17 protein-coding genes and 1 riboswitch are annotated in these 14,654 nt (G+C 70.6%); of the genes, 8 read left to right on the plus strand and 9 right to left on the minus strand.

Going from position 1 to position 14,654, the window contains the following annotated elements; genetic code table 11:
* Positions 1-20: 20 nt before the first annotated feature.
* Positions 21-1,226, plus strand: a complete 1,206-nt coding sequence (locus ABH935_RS45205) for a helix-turn-helix domain-containing protein (protein WP_370384177.1) — start codon at positions 21-23, stop codon at positions 1,224-1,226.
* Between the two features lie 197 nt (positions 1,227-1,423).
* Here the strand turns inward: ABH935_RS45205 and ABH935_RS45210 are convergent, their stop codons facing one another.
* Positions 1,424-1,942, minus strand: coding sequence for a gamma carbonic anhydrase family protein (locus tag ABH935_RS45210; protein WP_370384178.1), 519 nt, complete (start codon positions 1,940-1,942; stop codon positions 1,424-1,426).
* Between the two features lie 342 nt (positions 1,943-2,284).
* Between ABH935_RS45210 and ABH935_RS45215 the strand changes: the two genes are divergently transcribed.
* Positions 2,285-2,578, plus strand: coding sequence for a DUF4193 domain-containing protein (locus ABH935_RS45215; protein WP_194911845.1), 294 nt, complete (start codon positions 2,285-2,287; stop codon positions 2,576-2,578).
* A gap of 256 nt (positions 2,579-2,834) precedes the next feature.
* On the opposite strand, the gene ABH935_RS45220 is transcribed toward ABH935_RS45215, so the two are convergent.
* Both ABH935_RS45220 and ABH935_RS45225 read right to left on the minus strand, forming a co-directional pair.
* Positions 2,835-3,302, minus strand: coding sequence for a DUF3093 domain-containing protein (locus ABH935_RS45220; RefSeq protein ID WP_370384179.1), 468 nt, complete (start codon positions 3,300-3,302; stop codon positions 2,835-2,837).
* A 34-nt stretch (positions 3,303-3,336) separates the two neighbouring features.
* Entirely contained in the window at positions 3,337-3,564 is a 228-nt protein-coding gene (locus ABH935_RS45225) for a hypothetical protein (RefSeq protein ID WP_370384180.1), read from the minus strand.
* A 199-nt stretch (positions 3,565-3,763) separates the two neighbouring features.
* Between ABH935_RS45225 and ABH935_RS45230 the strand changes: the two genes are divergently transcribed.
* The 4 genes from ABH935_RS45230 to ABH935_RS45245 all read left to right on the plus strand — a co-directional run bounded on the left by ABH935_RS45230 (position 3,764) and on the right by ABH935_RS45245 (position 6,616).
* Positions 3,764-4,303, plus strand: coding sequence for a PaaI family thioesterase (locus ABH935_RS45230; protein ID WP_370384216.1), 540 nt, complete (start codon positions 3,764-3,766; stop codon positions 4,301-4,303).
* The gene (gene dut, locus ABH935_RS45235) at positions 4,303-4,761 is read left to right on the plus strand and encodes a dUTP diphosphatase (RefSeq protein ID WP_370384181.1); all 459 of its coding nucleotides are present in this window, start codon (positions 4,303-4,305) and stop codon (positions 4,759-4,761) included. The genes ABH935_RS45230 and dut overlap by 1 nt, the downstream gene beginning before the upstream one ends.
* Positions 4,762-4,970: 209 nt before the next feature.
* Positions 4,971-5,738, plus strand: coding sequence for a DUF3710 domain-containing protein (locus ABH935_RS45240; protein ID WP_370384182.1), 768 nt, complete (start codon positions 4,971-4,973; stop codon positions 5,736-5,738).
* 71 nt (positions 5,739-5,809) lie between these two features.
* Positions 5,810-6,616, plus strand: coding sequence for a DUF3159 domain-containing protein (locus ABH935_RS45245; RefSeq protein ID WP_370384183.1), 807 nt, complete (start codon positions 5,810-5,812; stop codon positions 6,614-6,616).
* Between the two features lie 35 nt (positions 6,617-6,651).
* On the opposite strand, the gene ABH935_RS45250 is transcribed toward ABH935_RS45245, so the two are convergent.
* From ABH935_RS45250 to ABH935_RS45260, 3 genes are all read right to left on the minus strand, one after another.
* Entirely contained in the window at positions 6,652-7,221 is a 570-nt protein-coding gene (locus tag ABH935_RS45250; RefSeq protein ID WP_370384184.1) for a TetR/AcrR family transcriptional regulator, read from the minus strand.
* Between the two features lie 84 nt (positions 7,222-7,305).
* Positions 7,306-7,977: a TrkA family potassium uptake protein gene (locus tag ABH935_RS45255; RefSeq protein WP_370384185.1), complete on the minus strand. Its 672-nt coding sequence runs from the start codon at positions 7,975-7,977 to the stop codon at positions 7,306-7,308.
* Complete coding sequence (locus ABH935_RS45260) at positions 7,977-8,636, minus strand: TrkA family potassium uptake protein (protein WP_370384186.1); 660 nt, start codon at positions 8,634-8,636, stop codon at positions 7,977-7,979. Before ABH935_RS45260 ends, ABH935_RS45255 begins: the two co-directional genes overlap by 1 nt.
* A 127-nt stretch (positions 8,637-8,763) precedes the next feature.
* On the opposite strand from ABH935_RS45260, the gene ABH935_RS45265 reads away from it, so the two are divergent.
* Both ABH935_RS45265 and glyA read left to right on the plus strand, forming a co-directional pair.
* On the plus strand, positions 8,764-10,182 hold the full coding sequence (locus ABH935_RS45265) for a class I SAM-dependent RNA methyltransferase (protein ID WP_370384187.1): 1,419 nt from the start codon (positions 8,764-8,766) through the stop codon (positions 10,180-10,182).
* Between the two features lie 2 nt (positions 10,183-10,184).
* Positions 10,185-10,314, plus strand: a riboswitch (ZMP/ZTP riboswitch).
* Between the two features lie 28 nt (positions 10,315-10,342).
* Positions 10,343-11,611, plus strand: coding sequence for a serine hydroxymethyltransferase (glyA, locus tag ABH935_RS45270; protein WP_370384188.1), 1,269 nt, complete (start codon positions 10,343-10,345; stop codon positions 11,609-11,611).
* Between the two features lie 45 nt (positions 11,612-11,656).
* Here glyA and ABH935_RS45275 read toward each other — a convergent pair whose 3' ends face one another.
* The 3 genes from ABH935_RS45275 to ABH935_RS45285 are packed head-to-tail and all read right to left on the minus strand — an operon-like array spanning position 11,657 to position 14,641.
* Positions 11,657-12,631, minus strand: coding sequence for a pirin family protein (locus ABH935_RS45275; protein WP_370384189.1), 975 nt, complete (start codon positions 12,629-12,631; stop codon positions 11,657-11,659).
* Positions 12,628-12,933, minus strand: a complete 306-nt coding sequence (locus ABH935_RS45280) for a GNAT family N-acetyltransferase (protein ID WP_370384190.1) — start codon at positions 12,931-12,933, stop codon at positions 12,628-12,630. Before ABH935_RS45280 ends, ABH935_RS45275 begins: the two co-directional genes overlap by 4 nt.
* Before the next feature lie 46 nt (positions 12,934-12,979).
* Positions 12,980-14,641 (minus strand): DNA polymerase IV, encoded by a 1,662-nt coding sequence (locus tag ABH935_RS45285; protein ID WP_370384191.1) that lies wholly within the window; start codon positions 14,639-14,641, stop codon positions 12,980-12,982.
* Positions 14,642-14,654: the final 13 nt, after the last annotated feature.

Below are 14,654 nucleotides of genomic sequence, written 5' to 3' on the forward strand. Positions count from 1 at the left end.
ACCGCATTGTGAGGCCTGGCATGGTGACCTACGAGCAGGAACCCGACGGCGGGCGGATCCGCCGGCTGCGCAAGCGTGCCGGCTTGACGCAGTCCGAGTTCGGACAGCTCATGGGCCGCTCCCAGGGCTGGGTGTCGGGCATCGAGAACGGCGATCTGGAGCTCGATTCGGTGACCCTGATCGTACGCGCCGCGAGTGTCCTGAAGGTCTATCCCAACGAAATCACCGGACGCCCCTACGACCCCGGCACCCCCGCCGAGGACCGCGGGCACCGCGCGATCCCGGCCCTGCGCCGCGTGGTCTCGCGGCACGACCTCCCGCCGGACTGGCCGGTGGAACCGCGGTCGCGCCGGGAGTTGGAGGCCGCGGTGGAGCATCTGGCGGTGCTGCGCATGGCGGCGCGCTACGCCGACCTCGGGGAGGCCGCGCCGAACCTCATCCGGGAGATCCACGCCGCGGCCTACGTGGCCCCGGCGGGGGAGGAATCGGAGCGATTACACGGCCTCCTCGCGCGCGCCTACAAGGAAGCCGACACCGTCGCCCACGAACTGGGCTACGACGACCTCTCCACGCTCACCACAGAGCGTTTCCGCGCCGCCGCGGACCGCGCCGGGGACCCGTGCCTGTCAGTGGTCTTCGACTACCTCCGGGTGCGCGACCTGTGGGCCGCCGACTTGTGGCCCGACGCGCTGGATCTGATCGACGGCGCGATCGGCTTCGTCGGCGAACCGCGCCAGAAGGAGCAGGCGTCGGTGTGGGGCTCGCTCCAACTGCGCGCGGCGATCACCGCGGCGCTGTCGTCCAAGGAGGACGAGGCATGGCAGCGGATCCGCCTGGCCGACGAGACCGCGCACCGCCTCGGCGAAGGGTACGACCCGTACAAGCTCGCTTTCTGCCCGGCCAACGTCGATCTGCACAAGCTCGCCGTGGCCGTGGAGATCCGCGACGGGGCGCGCGCCGTCGCGCTGGCGTCCCAGACCAGGATCCCGCCGAACTTCCCGGCCTCCCGCCGCGGCCGCTTCCATCTGGACTCCGCCCGCGGCTGGATCTACTACGGCGGCTACGACCAGGCGCTGGACGAGATCGAGCGGGCCGAGCGCATCGCCCCGCTGCTGGTGCGCAACAACCCGGTCGCGAAGGCCGCCGTGCGCTCGCTGCTGAGCCACGAGCGGCGCAGCCAGCGGGAGCGGCTGCGGCGCATGGCGGGGCGGATGCACATCTCCTGAGGCGGCCTCTGGAGCGCGTCCAGGGAGAAGGCGCGCAGACAGAACGCTTAAGGGCGCGGGATGACCATGTGCCCGGTTCTGCTCGGTTCTGCTAGGCTCCGCCCGGTTTCGGTGCGGCCGGGAGCCGGAGCCGGAGCCGGAGCTGGATTGATGGGCAGCGGGGACGAACACGAGAGGGCTGGGCGGAAGGCCGGTGGTCAGTCGATGCGCCGCAGTTCCTCGCGGTACCGCTTCCCGTTGGCCACGTAGCGGGCGACCGCGTCGTCGAAGCTGCCCGCCGGCACCGCGTTCTCGCGGATCTTCGCCGGCACGCCGAGGGCCATCGCGCGGGAGGGGACTTCCACGTTGTTGCTCACGACAGCGTTCGCCCCCACCAGAGCCCCCGTGCGCACCACGGCCCGGTGCAGCACCACGGAACCCGATCCGATCAGACAGCCGTCCTCTACCACGCACCCCTCCAGATGCGCGATGTGACCAACAACACAGTCCGATCCGATCACTGTGGGCAAGGTCTCAGTGGCGTGCACCACTGTGCCGTCCTGAATCGACGTACGGTCGCCCACGGTGATCCGTCCGTAGTCGCCCCGCAGTACCGCACCAGGCCATACTGTGCTGCCGGCACCGACGCTGACCTGGCCGATGACGGTCGCGTCCGGGTGGATGTAGGCCTCGGGGTGGATTTCCGGCACTGCGTCGCCGATTGCGTAGACGGCCATGGTTCGTCATCCTTCCTGGGTGTGGCTGCTGTGATGTCCGGAACGAAACGGGACGAGGTAGGACGGATGGGGCCGGGGATCAGGCCTCCGGATCACCTGTTCGGGTCTGTTCCGGGGTGTCGATTGCGTAACGGGTCTTGAAGTACGGCACAATCTGCGCTTCAGCGGGCACAATTGCGCTCCTTTCCGCGTTACTGCGCTGACGGCGAAACGCCGACGGCGCCCGAGCGCAGACGGTAGCGCACCGCTTGTGCCGGCCGCGTCGGGGCGCCACCGCCGTCGCCGCACTGAACACAGCACCAACACGACGACGAAACAGCCGTCAGGGGAGAGGGATCAAGAATGGCTACCGACTACGACACACCGCGCAAGACCGACGACGACCTCAACGAGGACAGCCTGGAGGAGCTGAAGGCCCGCCGCACCGACAAGGCTGCGGGCCTGGCCGACCTGGACGAGGGCGACAACGAGTCGCTCGAACTCCCCGGCGCCGACCTGTCCAACGAGGAACTGTCGGTGCGCGTGCTGCCACGGCAGGCGGACGAGTTCACGTGCACCAGTTGTTTCCTGGTGCACCACCGCAGCCAGCTGGCGCGCGAAAAGGGCAACGAGATGATCTGCAAGGACTGCGCCTGACCGCGTCGTCGCGAGGTAGTCTCTGCGCCCCTGGGCCCCGCGTTCGCGGGGCCTTTACCTTTGTGGCGCCTATATGGGCTCTGAGAGGGCTCTACGGGCTCTGCGGAGCCTGTAGCGGACGGTCTGGAGGCTCCATCGGGGGAGAGGGCCTCGCCCAGGATCTGTGCCCGGCCCGGCGCGGGTCAAGGAATGCCGACGGAAGTTGCTGCGAACGGGCGAGTAACGCGGGGGTGGTGCGCAGGCTGGTGCGCGGACCTCAGCGTGCGGAGAGCACCTTCACGAGCTTCTCCGGCCGCCGCGTCGACAGGTACAGGTACGGCGTCGGGTCCTCGGGGTCTGTGATGTCCACCTTTACGGCGGTGCTCACGTAGCCGCGCAACAACATGAACGCGCGCGCGTCGGCCTCCGTGGTCCGCAGCCGTCGGGCTGCCTCGGCGTCCAGGGCGGTGGCTGCCCCGAGCGCCGTGAGGGGGAGACGTGCCGGGCCGGCTTCCAGGAACCCGTCGTGGACGCGCACTCCGACGCGTCCATAGGCGACGACCAGCGCGCCGCACAGCGCCGCCGTGACGATCGCCGCCGCCAGGGCCGCGGCCGGGTTCACGCGGAGAAAGACGAGTCCGCCCATGATGCCGGCCATCGCGGTGACGGCCCACCATCCGGCGGGCGCGGTGAGGTGTTCCTCGTAAGTACTGGCCTTCGTGCTGGCCTTGGCCTTGTCTGCCATGCCGACAATCTCCCACATCCTTCTGAGGAGACCGTCACCGGTCCTGGACCGCCCCCTCCTTTCCGGCACCGGCCGTGTCCCATCCGGGGATCTCGGTGATGGTGTCGGGCTCGACGTCCCACTCCCGGCCCCCGCCGGGCGGACGGAGCCACGCCCGGGCGCGGGTGTAGGCCATCAGTCGGCCGATCCGGCCGCTGGCGTCGCGGACGAGGGCGCCGATCTCCGGAAGGTCGTCCGTTTCAGGGCTCTTCATGGACTTCATACCCAGGAAGGTAGGACGCGGCCGCGACCTGGATATCAGCCACGGTGATACGAGACGGATACGGAGGGTGTCCGTGGGGGGTGTCGATCGATTGCCGTCCGGGTGTGAGCGTGGCCACGCCGGTCGGACGCGCCGCGGTCGTGCCGGTAGATTCCTCACCGTGAGACCTGCCTCCACGACTCCGCCGGCCGACGCTGTGATGCCGGACAAGCACCCGAACGCCCCCGCACCGGGAACCAAGCTCGGCTCGCACTACTCGCGCTGCTTCGGCTGCGGCGACGACGCGCTGGGCGGCCTGCGGGTGTCCTCGACGGTCGGCGAGGGACTGAGCGTCACCACCGAGTTCACCGTCACCGACAACCACCAGGGCGCGCCCGGCCTGGCCCACGGCGGCCTGCTCGCCCTCGCCTTCGACGAGGCGCTGGGCGCCGTGAACTGGCTGATCGGCGCGATCGCCGTCACCGGCCGCCTGGAGACCGACTACCTGCTGCCGGTCCCGGTCGGCACCACGCTGCACATCACCGCGCAGTGCGACGGCATCTCCGGCCGCAAGATCTACACCTCGGCGGTCGGCCGCCTCGACGGGCCCGAGGGCGAGGTCGCGGTCCGGGCGACCGCGATCTTCATCCAGGTGGAGGTCGACCACTTCCTGAACAACGGCCGCCTGGAGGACGTGCAGGAAGCCATGCACGACCCGGAACAGCTCCGGGCGGCGCGCGCCTTCGAGGTCAACCCGTAGTGCCCGGGGTCGACGTCCTCATCCGGCGGCTCGACGACGCCCTGCCGCTGCCCTCGTACGCCCATCCGGGGGACGCCGGGGCCGATCTGCTGACCACCGTGGACGCCACATTGGCCCCCGGAGAGCGGGCCGTGCTGCCCACCGGCGTGGCCATCGCCCTGCCCGACGGCTACGCGGCCTTCGTGCACCCGCGCTCGGGTCTGGCGGCGCGCTGCGGGGTCGCGCTGGTCAACGCCCCGGGCACGGTGGACGCCGGGTACCGCGGCGAGATCAAGATCATCCTGGTGAACCTGGACCCGGTGCACCCGGTGACGCTCAAGCGGGGCGACCGGGTGGCGCAGCTTGTAGTACAAAGGGTCGAGAGGGCGGTCTTCCACGAGGTCGCCGAACTCCCGGGCTCGCATCGCGGTGAGGGTGGTTTCGGTTCGACGGGCACGGCTGCGGGAACACCTGCGTAGATCCCGCGCGTTTCCCGGAGAGAGGCCGAGTGACGGTACTCTCGCCGAGGTCTCGCGTGACGACCGTGCACCAAACCGGTTCTGGAGTGGGCCGGGCTAGAACCGTGTCCGTCGGCGTGGCCTTGCCGGCCCTGGCGGCCGGGGCGGGTGGCGCCCCGTGGAGTAGAGCGTTGCGTCTCAGGACGCAGAGATAGAGAGAGTGGGAAGCCGTGGTTTTCCGACGCGGACAGAAGGGCGACGCGGACCGCCGCGACAAAGTGAGCGAGGCGGACGCCTACGGCGACCTGAGCGAGATCAAGGACGAGGAGCGCAAGATCAGCCTCGCCGACGTCTCGCGGGCTGCGGGCCCCTGGGACTTCAACGAGGTCGAGGACCCCAAGGCCGGCCGTGTCGACCTCGGCGCGCTCCTGGTGCCGGCCGTGGAGGGCATGGAGCTGCGGCTGGAGATGGCCGACGCCGAGCAGGTGATCGCGGCCACGGTCGTGGCCCGGCAGTCCGCGGTGCAGCTGCAGGCGTTCGCCGCGCCGCGCAGCGAGGGCATCTGGGCCGAGGTCCGCGCGGAGATCGCTCTGGAGATCTCCAAGCAGGGCGGCACCGTCGACGAGCGCGAGGGACCCTTCGGCATCGAGCTGCGGGCCCAGGTGCCGGTGCAGGCGCCGGACGGCAGCCGCGGCATCCAGCTGGTCCGCTTCATCGGCGTGGACGGCCCGCGGTGGTTCCTGCGCGGCGTGGTGTCCGGGCAGGGCGCGGTGCAGCCCAAGGAGGCCCTGGACATAGAGCACGTGTTCCGCGACACCGTGGTCAGCCGCGGCAACTCCCCGATGGCCCCGCGCGACCCGATCCCGCTGCGGATGCCCGCCGAGGCGCAGCAGGCCATGCAGCAGCAGGCCGCGCCGGAGGACGCCGAGGGCAACCAGTACACGCAGGGCGACCTGAACCCGTTCCAGCGCGGGCCGGAGATTACCGAGCGGCGGTAATCCGCTCCCTGGAGTGATTGGTGGGCCGAGCAGTCCTGTTTGGTACAGCTCGGCCCGCTACAGTTCGCAGTATGTCCCTGGAGAGCGGCCAGCGTGCCGAACCGATGAGCCGGCCCCGGCACGCGGCGCCGGGCACCGAGGTCCTGGTCGGCGACGAGGCCCCCGGTCAGGCCGAGCGTGACGCGCAGGCCAAGCAGGCCGAGACCAAGGCCTATGAGGACGCCGTCAAGAAAGCGTTCGGCGGCAAGATGGGGATGGCCGACGCGGGGCTCCCGGCGATCTGCTTCCTGATCGTCTACACCGCGACCAACAACCTCAACCCCGCCGTCATCGGCTCGGTGGCGGTGGCGCTGGTGATGTTCGTCATCCGGCTGCTGCGCAAGGAGACCCTGCAGCACGCGCTGTCCGGCCTGTTCGGCGTCATCGTGTGCGCGGCGTTCGCGAAGTTCTCCGGGCACGCGCAGAACTACTACCTGCCGGGCATCCTGATCAATCTCGGCTCGTTCCTGCTCTTCTCGATCACCGCGCTGGTGCGGTGGCCGATCGCGGGCCTGATGATCGGCCCGATCACCGGCGAGATGACCACCTGGCGCCAGGTGCCCGGGCGGCTGAAGGCGTTCACCAAGGCCACGTGGCTGCTGGCCGGGCTGTTCGCGGTGAAGCTGGCGGTGCAGGTGCCGCTGTACTTGACGCACCACACGACGGCGCTCGGCGTGGCCCGGCTCGCGCTGGGCTACCCGCCGTACCTCGCGTGCCTGTACGTCGCGTGGCAGTGGATCAAGAACGCGCCGCCGCCGGTGATGCCGGTGACCGACGAGGACGAGTCCGACGCCGGCGCGGCTGCGGAGACCGCGCGAGTGACCGCGGCCGAGCAATAGCTCGCCAACGCTTAAGCGAATCCCATGGGGAGCCCCTACGCAGGGGCTCCCTTTTCGCGTGTCCCCGCGCGCATCCCCTCCACGACGATCGCGGCGATCTGGGTCCCGACGGTGTCGGAGTCGACCTGCGGCCGCTCCGGGTCGCGAGCCAGCCGCAGTCCCGCCGACAGCGCGCCGAACAGTGCGTGGCGCAGGACGTCGGAGGCCACGTCGCCGCGGAGTTCACCCGCCGCCTGGCCGTCCTCGATCAGCTCGTCGACGCGGGCGACGAGGTCGTCGACGTCCTCGGTGTGCGGGGTCTGCAACACGATCGGGTAGTCGGCGCCGATCCTGGCCAGTTCCCGGATCAGGCGCGCCAGGGTCGCGGCCGCGCCGTCGCCGGCGGCCCGCGCGTGGCCGAGGGCCGCCGCGAACTCCTTGGCCGCCTCGTGGCCGATCGCCTCGACCAGTGCCACCTTGGTCGGGTAGCAGCCGTAGACGGTCGGGCGGGCCACCTGGGCCTCGTCGGCGACCTGCTGCATGCTCGCCGCCGGATCGTCGGCCAGGACGCGGGCCGCGGCCAGGAGGATCCGCCGCTGGGGAGCTCCCAATTGCTGTGGTTCCATCTCATTTGCCACCGTACAGAGGTAAAGGTCCGCAGGACCGAACTCCTGCGGACCTTTACGTGTACATCGCTATAGCGTTTCCGCTCAGGACGCGGGCGTAGCGGGGGAGAGCAGTTCTTCGAGTTCTTCCTCGCGGTCCACGTGCGCCACGAACAGCAGCTCGTCCAGCGCCGCCAGCGGCTCCTCGGCCGTCGGGATCAGCACCCGGCCGCCGCGGATGATGGTCACCAGCGCGGTGTCCTCGGGCCAGTCGACCTCGCCGACCGTGACGCCGACCAGCGCCGTGTCCTTCGGCAGGGTGAGCTCGACCAGGTTCGCGTCGCCCTGGCTGAAGCGGAGCAGGCGCACCAGGTCGCCGACCGAGACCGCCTCCTCGACCAGCGCCGAGAGCAGGCGCGGGGTGGAGACGGCGACGTCCACGCCCCACTTCTCGTCGAACATCCACTCGTTCTTGGGGTGGTTGATGCGGGCCACCACGCGCGGCACCCCGTACTCGGTCTTGGCCAGCAGCGACACGACCAGGTTGGCCTTGTCGTCGCCGGTGGCCGCGACCACCACGTTGCAGCGCTGCAGGGCCGCCTCGTCCAGCGAGGAGATCTCGCAGGCGTCGGCCAGCAGCCACTCGGCCGTCGGCAGGCCCTCCACGGCGATCCGCGACGGGTCGCGGTCGATCAGCAGGACCTCGTGGCCGTTCTCCAGCAGCTCCTTGGCGATGGAGTTGCCGACGTTGCCGGCTCCGGCGATTGCGACACGCATCAGGCGCCCGGTCCCTTCGCGAAAACTTCCTCGACCCGGGCGACGTCCGCCGGGTGCACCAAGACCTGCACCAGGTCGCCGTCCTGCAGGACGGTGTCGGAGGCGGGCAGCACGGCCTCGCCGAGCCGGGTCAGGAACGCCACCCGCTGGCCGGTGGCGTCCTCCAGCTTGGCCACCCGGTGGCCCATCCACGCCGGCGAGGTGTGCACCTCGACCAGCGCCACCTGGCCGCTGGGGTCGCGCCAGACCTCGGTCGAGCCGGTGGGCAGCAGCCGGCGCAGCATCTGGTCGGCGGTCCAGCGCACGGTGGCCACCGTGGGGATGCCCAGGCGCTGGTATATCTCCGCGCGGCGCGGGTCGTAGATGCGCGCGCAGACGTTCTCCACTCCGAAGTTCTCGCGGGCCACCCGCGCGGCGATGATGTTCGAGTTGTCGCCGCTGGACACCGCCGCGAAGGCGCCGGCGTCCCCTATCCCCGCCTCGGCGAGGGTGTCGCGGTCGAATCCGGCCCCGGTCACCCGGCGGCCGCCGAAGTGCGGGCTGAGCCTGCGGAAGGCCCCGGGGTCCTGATCGATGACCGCGACCGTGTGGCCGAGATCCTCCAGGCTGTGCGCCAGGGTGGAGCCCACCCGGCCACACCCCATGATGACGACGTGCACGTTCGACCCTCTCGGGAGACTTCGGACGACGGACTTTCGATGTTCGTAACTCGACGGTACTACGGGGCGTGAGCCCCTGTTTCCGAGCCCGGCGGTGAGCAGCCTGGACTACCCCTAGGCTTGCGATGTGAAACGACCTGCTGACCGCCGCTCCGCCGCTCCTGCCGCTCCCGCCGCCCCCGAACGCCGTTCCGGAGGCTCTGGCGGCGCCCGCCGCGCCACCGCGGAGCGCGGCCCCGGCGACGCGGTCGGGACCCGGATCGAGGTCGAGGTCGGGGCGCCCGGGCACGGCGGTTTCTGCGTGGCGCGGCACGAGGGGCGTGCGGTGTTCGTGCGGCACGCGTTGCCCGGCGAGCGGGTGGTCGCGGAGGTGACCGAGGGGGACTCCAAGGACTCGTTCTGGCGCGCCGACGCCGTGGAGGTGCTGGAGGCCTCCGAGGACCGCGTGGAGGCGCCGTGCGAGTACGCGGGGCCGGGGATGTGCGGCGGCTGCGACTGGCAGCACGCGAGCTACGAGGCGCAGCTGCGGATCAAGGGCGAGATCGTCGCCGAGCAGCTGCGGCGGCTGGCGAAGCTGGACCGCGAGGTGGTTGTCGAGGAGGTCGCCTCGCCGTTCGGCTGGCGGACCCGGGTGCAGTTCGCGGTGGACCCCGAGGGGAGTCTGGGATTCCGCAAGCACCGTTCGCATGAGGTGGTCCCTGTAGAGGAGTGCGCTATTGCGTCCTCCGGCGTGGACGAGGTCGGCGCTCTGCAGAGGAGCTGGCCGGGTATGGAGACGGTCGAGGTGATCGCCGCGACCGGCTCCGCGGACCGGGCTCTGGTGGTCACGCCGAAGCGCGGCGAGCAGATGCCCTATGTGGATGCTGACGTAAAGGTGTCGGTGCTGCGGGGCGTCTCCAGGAACACGCACATCTCCGGTGTGCAGCGCATCCATGGACGTCCTTATGTGCGCGAGGTCGCAGAGGGCCGCACCTGGCGGGTCAGCGGAAGCGGTTTCTGGCAGGTGCACCCGGCGGCCCCGGACGTCCTGACCGAAGCGGTCCTGGACTTCCTGAAGCCGCGCGCGGGCGAGTCCGCGTTGGACCTCTATTGCGGTGTCGGCTTGTTCGCGGTGCCGCTGGCGGAGGCGGTCGGCGAGGACGGCACCGTGCTGGCCGTGGAGCTGGACCGGCAGGCGGTCAAGGACGCCGCGCACAATCTCGGGTTCGTGGAGGACGAAGAGGAGAGCACGGAGTTCCCGTGGGTGGACCTCGTGGAAGGCTCCGTGGACGAGGTCCTCGCCGACGACAGCTACGCGCCGGACCGCGCCGACCTCGTGGTCCTGGACCCGCCGCGCGCCGGTGCCGGACGCGAGGTCTGCGCCCGGATCGCCGCTCTGGCGCCGCGCGCCGTGGCCTACGTGGCCTGTGACCCGGCCGCCCTGGCGCGGGACGTCGCGTACTTCGCGGAGGCCGGGTATGAGTTGACGAACCTGCGGGCCTTCGATCTGTTCCCCATGACTCGGCATGTGGAATGCGTGGCGCTCTTGGAACCCGCGCAGCGATAGCATCTACCCATCGCGACTGGCGCAGAACGCACGCTTTTCTCCGGGGATGTCTCCGGAGCGGAGTGTGTGGAGGTGGAAGCGACCACCGGGAAGCGATCGATGTAGCGGGCACCGCGCGCCTGGGTGTCCTTCCGGACGATGACGCCCGAGGAGGCATCACATGCACTCGCCCGCCATTCCCGAGCTCGCCCAGGAAGACCCGCAGATCGCCGGTCTGATCGAGGACGAAGCGCGCCGCCAGTACGAGAAGATCCGCATGATCGCGTCGGAGAACTACGTCTCCGCCGCGGTTCTGGAGGCTTCCGGCACGGTCCTGACCAACAAGTACTCGGAGGGCTACGCCGGCCGCCGCTACTACGAGGGCCAGCAGTTCATCGACCCGATCGAGAACATCGCGATCGAGCGGGCCAAGGAGCTGTTCGGCGTGGCCCACGCCAACGTGCAGCCGTACTCCGGCTCGCCGGCGAACCTCGCGGTGTACCTGGCGTTCCTCAAGCCCGGCGACACCTTCATGGGGGCCGGCCTGGCCGCCGGCGGCCACCTCACGCACGGCTCGCCGGTGTCGGTGACCGGCAAGTGGTTCAACCCGGTGGCCTACGGGGTCTCCCGCGAGACCGGCATCGTGGACATGAACGAGGTCCGCGACCTGGCCCTGAAGGAGCGCCCGAAGCTGATCTTCTGCGGCGGCACCGCGATCCCGCGCACCATCGACTTCCCGGCCTTCGCCGAGATCGCCAAGGAGATCGGCGCGATCCTGGTCTCCGACATCGCGCACATCGCGGGCCTGGTCGCCGGCGGCGCGCACCCCTCGCCGGTGGGCTACGCGGACGTCATCACCACGACCACGCACAAGACCCTGCGCGGTCCGCGCGGCGCGATGATCCTGACCACCGAGGAGTACGCGACACCGATCGACAAGGCCGTGTTCCCCGGCCTGCAGGGCGGCCCGCACAACCACACCACGGCCGGCATCGCGGTGGCGCTCAAGGAGGCCGCGCAGCCGGAGTTCAAGACCTACGCGGCGACCGTCGTGGCCAACGCCAAGGCGCTGGCCGCCGGGCTCACCGAGCGCGGCTGGGACCTGGTCTCCGGCGGCACGGACAACCACCTGATCCTGGCCGACCTGACGCCCAAGGGCGTCACCGGCAAGGTGGCCGCCAAGGCGCTGGACGCGGCCGGGATCGAGCTGAACTACAACTCGGTGCCGTTCGACCCGCGCAAGCCCTTCGACCCCTCGGGCATCCGGCTCGGCGCCGCCGCGATCACCACGCGCGGGCTCAAGCCGGAGCAGATGGGGCAGGTCGCGCAGTGGATGGACGAGACCGTGGAGGCCGCGGCCAAGGGCGACACCGAGGCGTACCCGCGGATCGCCGGGCAGGTGCGGGAGTTGATGGCGCAGTACCCGATGCCGGGTTGGGCAGCGGTCTGATGTCGGACTAAGGGGCGCTCACTTCTGTGGGCGCCCCTTAGCGTTTCAGCGGGATGGGCGACTGCGTGGCTTGAGGCGGATGCCCGGCAGAGGCGGCGCGGGGATGCGCTCCTCGACTGCGTGCCCTGCGATGTCCGGGAAGCGTTCCAGGTTGCGCTTCTCCCAGTCATTGCGGGCTTCCTCGATGTCTTCATGAGTACGCCCCACGAAGTTCCACCACATGACGATGTCCTCGCGGAACGGCTCGCCGCCCAGCAGGATCAGGTGTGCGCCGGCGCGACTGGTGAGCGTCAGCTCACTGCGTCCCGTGCCGAGGTAGAGGAGCGGCCCGGGCGGGACGTCGGTCTCGGTGTCAGAGTCGGCCACCGTGAGGTCCCCGTCGATGACCATCACCGCGTGCTCGTGGTAGTGGGTCAGCGGGATCGTCGCCGACGCGCCGGGGTTGACGGTGATGTCGGCGCCGACGATCGGGGAGTAGGTGGTCGCCGGGGAGGTGACGTCGTCCAGCGTCCCGAGGAAGACCAGCGCGCGCAGACCGGGGAGTTCGTAGACCGGGAGGTCCCGGTGCTGCTCGAAGTGCGGGGCGGTGTCGCGGTGCTCCCGCGGCAGTGCGGTCCACAGCTGCAGGCCGTGTCCCACCTGCCCGGCTTCGATGCCGATCTCCGAGTGCGCGATCCCTCGGCCCGCGGTCATGATGTTCAGCTGGCGCGGCCGCACCACGACGTCGGAGCCGACGCTGTCGCGGTGCCGCACGTCGCCCTGGAACGGCCAGGTGACGGTCTGCAGGCCGATGTGCGGGTGCGGGTTGACGTTCATCGCCGAGGCCTGCGGCCCGAAGTGGTCCAGGAAGCACCAGGCGCCGACGGTGGGCAGCACGCGCTGCGGCAGGGCGCGCATCACGTGCACGCCTCGGACCCCGCCGAGCGGGACGTCGCGGGCTTCGTGGAACTCGACGACCGGACCCGGGTCGTCCTTGGCCGGGCAGTCCTGCTCGGCGGGGTTCGCTTCCAGGTCGCTCACGGCGCGGGCCACTCCACGTGCTCGTCGTACTCGGGGTGCTTGCGCAGGTAGGCGGCGATAAAGGGGCACACCGGGATGATCTGCTCCCCGCGCGCCACGGTCGCGTCCAGCGCCTGCCGCGCCAGCACCGACCCCAGGCCCTTGCCCTCGAACTTCGGCTCGATCTCGGTGTGTACGAAGACCGTTCCCCCGGCGCGGCGCCGGTAGGCGGCGAAACCCGCTAGTTCGTCGCCGTACCAGATCTCGAAGCGGTCTTCGAGTTCGTTGTCGACTACCTCAGTCTTGGTGGGCTCTTCAGTCATGCTGCCGATGCTAACGCCGGGGGTGGGGGTGTGCCTCGCGGGCGGATCAGGCCGGGGCGGCATCGGGATCGGGATCTGTGTCGGGATCGGCGTCGGTGTCGGGGTCGGCGAGCAGTGCCAGGGCTTCGCGGGCGACGGCGGCCGCGTCGACGAGGTGAAGCGCCGGATCGTCGGCCCACACGGTCTTGATCCGGCCCGGCTCGGACCACGGGCTCTCGAAGCGCACGGTCACCCGGCCCAGACCGCTGCCCTGGACCCATCCGCTGCCGAACTCGTCGTGCGCGACGTCCTGGCCCGGCAGGAAGCGGCGCTCGCCGACCGCCGTCTCGACGGCACCGCGCGTACCGGGCGGCAGCGGGCCGAACTGGCGCGGCGAGCGTTCGCCCTCGACGGTGTCGACCGGGGTCGTGACGTCGGCCGGGTCGGGTCCGGGTTCGGGCTCGGGCTCGGGATCTGGTTCGGGATCTGGGGCAGGTTCGGGATCAGGTTCGATGACCGTGCCCCGCGGCATGTCGAAGTCGCCGTCGTCGGCCGCCGGTCCCGGCTCCGCCGCCTGCTCCCAGAAGTCCAGCCCGGTGGCCGGCTCGTCGTCGGCGGCGAACAGGTCGAGCTGGGCCCACTCGGCCAGGCCGGACAGGCCCACGCCGAGCAGCCGGACGCCCGGGACGGTCTGGGTGGCGGCGGCCACGGCGCCGGGGAGCATGCGGTGCGTGGCCGCGCGGATGGTGGCGGGGTCGTCGGTCGGGTTGGGCGTGGTCTCGCTGCGGGACACGGTCGTGAAGTCGTGGCCCCGCACCTTGATCGTGATGGTCCGCCCCGACCGGCCGGCCTTGCGGATCCGGCTGCCCAGGCGGGTCACCAGGTCGTCCATGTGCGCGGTGATGGTCGCGGGGTCGAGCAGGTCCTCGGCGTAGGTGTCCTCGACGCTGACCGATTTCATCTCGCGGTCGGTGCTGATGTCGCGGTCGTCCTGACCTCGGGCGATCGCGTAGAGGGTGCTGCCGTAGGAGGCGCCCACGACGGCGGTCAGTTCGTTCCGGCTCAGGGTGCGCAGCTCGGCGACCGTGGTGGCGCCGATCTTCCGGAGCCGGTCCGCGGTGGCCGGGCCGACCCCCCACAGGGCCCGGACCGGCAGCGGGTCCAGCCAGGTCTGCTCGGTCCCGGGTTCGATGACGACCAGACCGTCCGGCTTCTCGGCGTCCGAGGCGATCTTGGCGATGAGTTTGCTGGTCCCGGCGCCGACGGAGGCGGTCAGGCCGGTCTCGGTCTTGATGCGGTCCCGCAGTTCCGCTGCTATCCGTTGTGCTCTCAGTGTCGCAGAATGCGTGCTTTCGGTGTCAAGTGGTTCGAATAAGTGTGATATGTCGATGAACGCCTCGTCCAGGCTGAGCGGCTCGACCAGCGGGGACAGCTCGTGCATCAGGGCCATGACCCGCTCGCTGTACGCCTGGTACGCGCCGAAGCGGGGGATCAGGTAGGCGGCGTTCGGCGCGCGGCGGCGGGCGATGCCGGTGGCCAGGGCCGAGTGCACGCCGAAGGCCCGCGCCTCGTACGACGCGGTCGACACCACACCCCGGTTCCCGATCCCGCCGACCACCACCGGCTTGCCGCGCAGGCTCGGCTTGTGCAGCTGCTCCACCGACGCGTAGAACGCGTCCAGATCGACGTGGAAGATCGAGGGCAGCCGGCGCACGTCTCCATCGTGCACCGGGCCACTGACA

The organism is Catenulispora sp. GAS73 (assembly GCF_041262085.1).
Classification (GTDB): domain Bacteria; phylum Actinomycetota; class Actinomycetes; order Streptomycetales; family Catenulisporaceae; genus Catenulispora.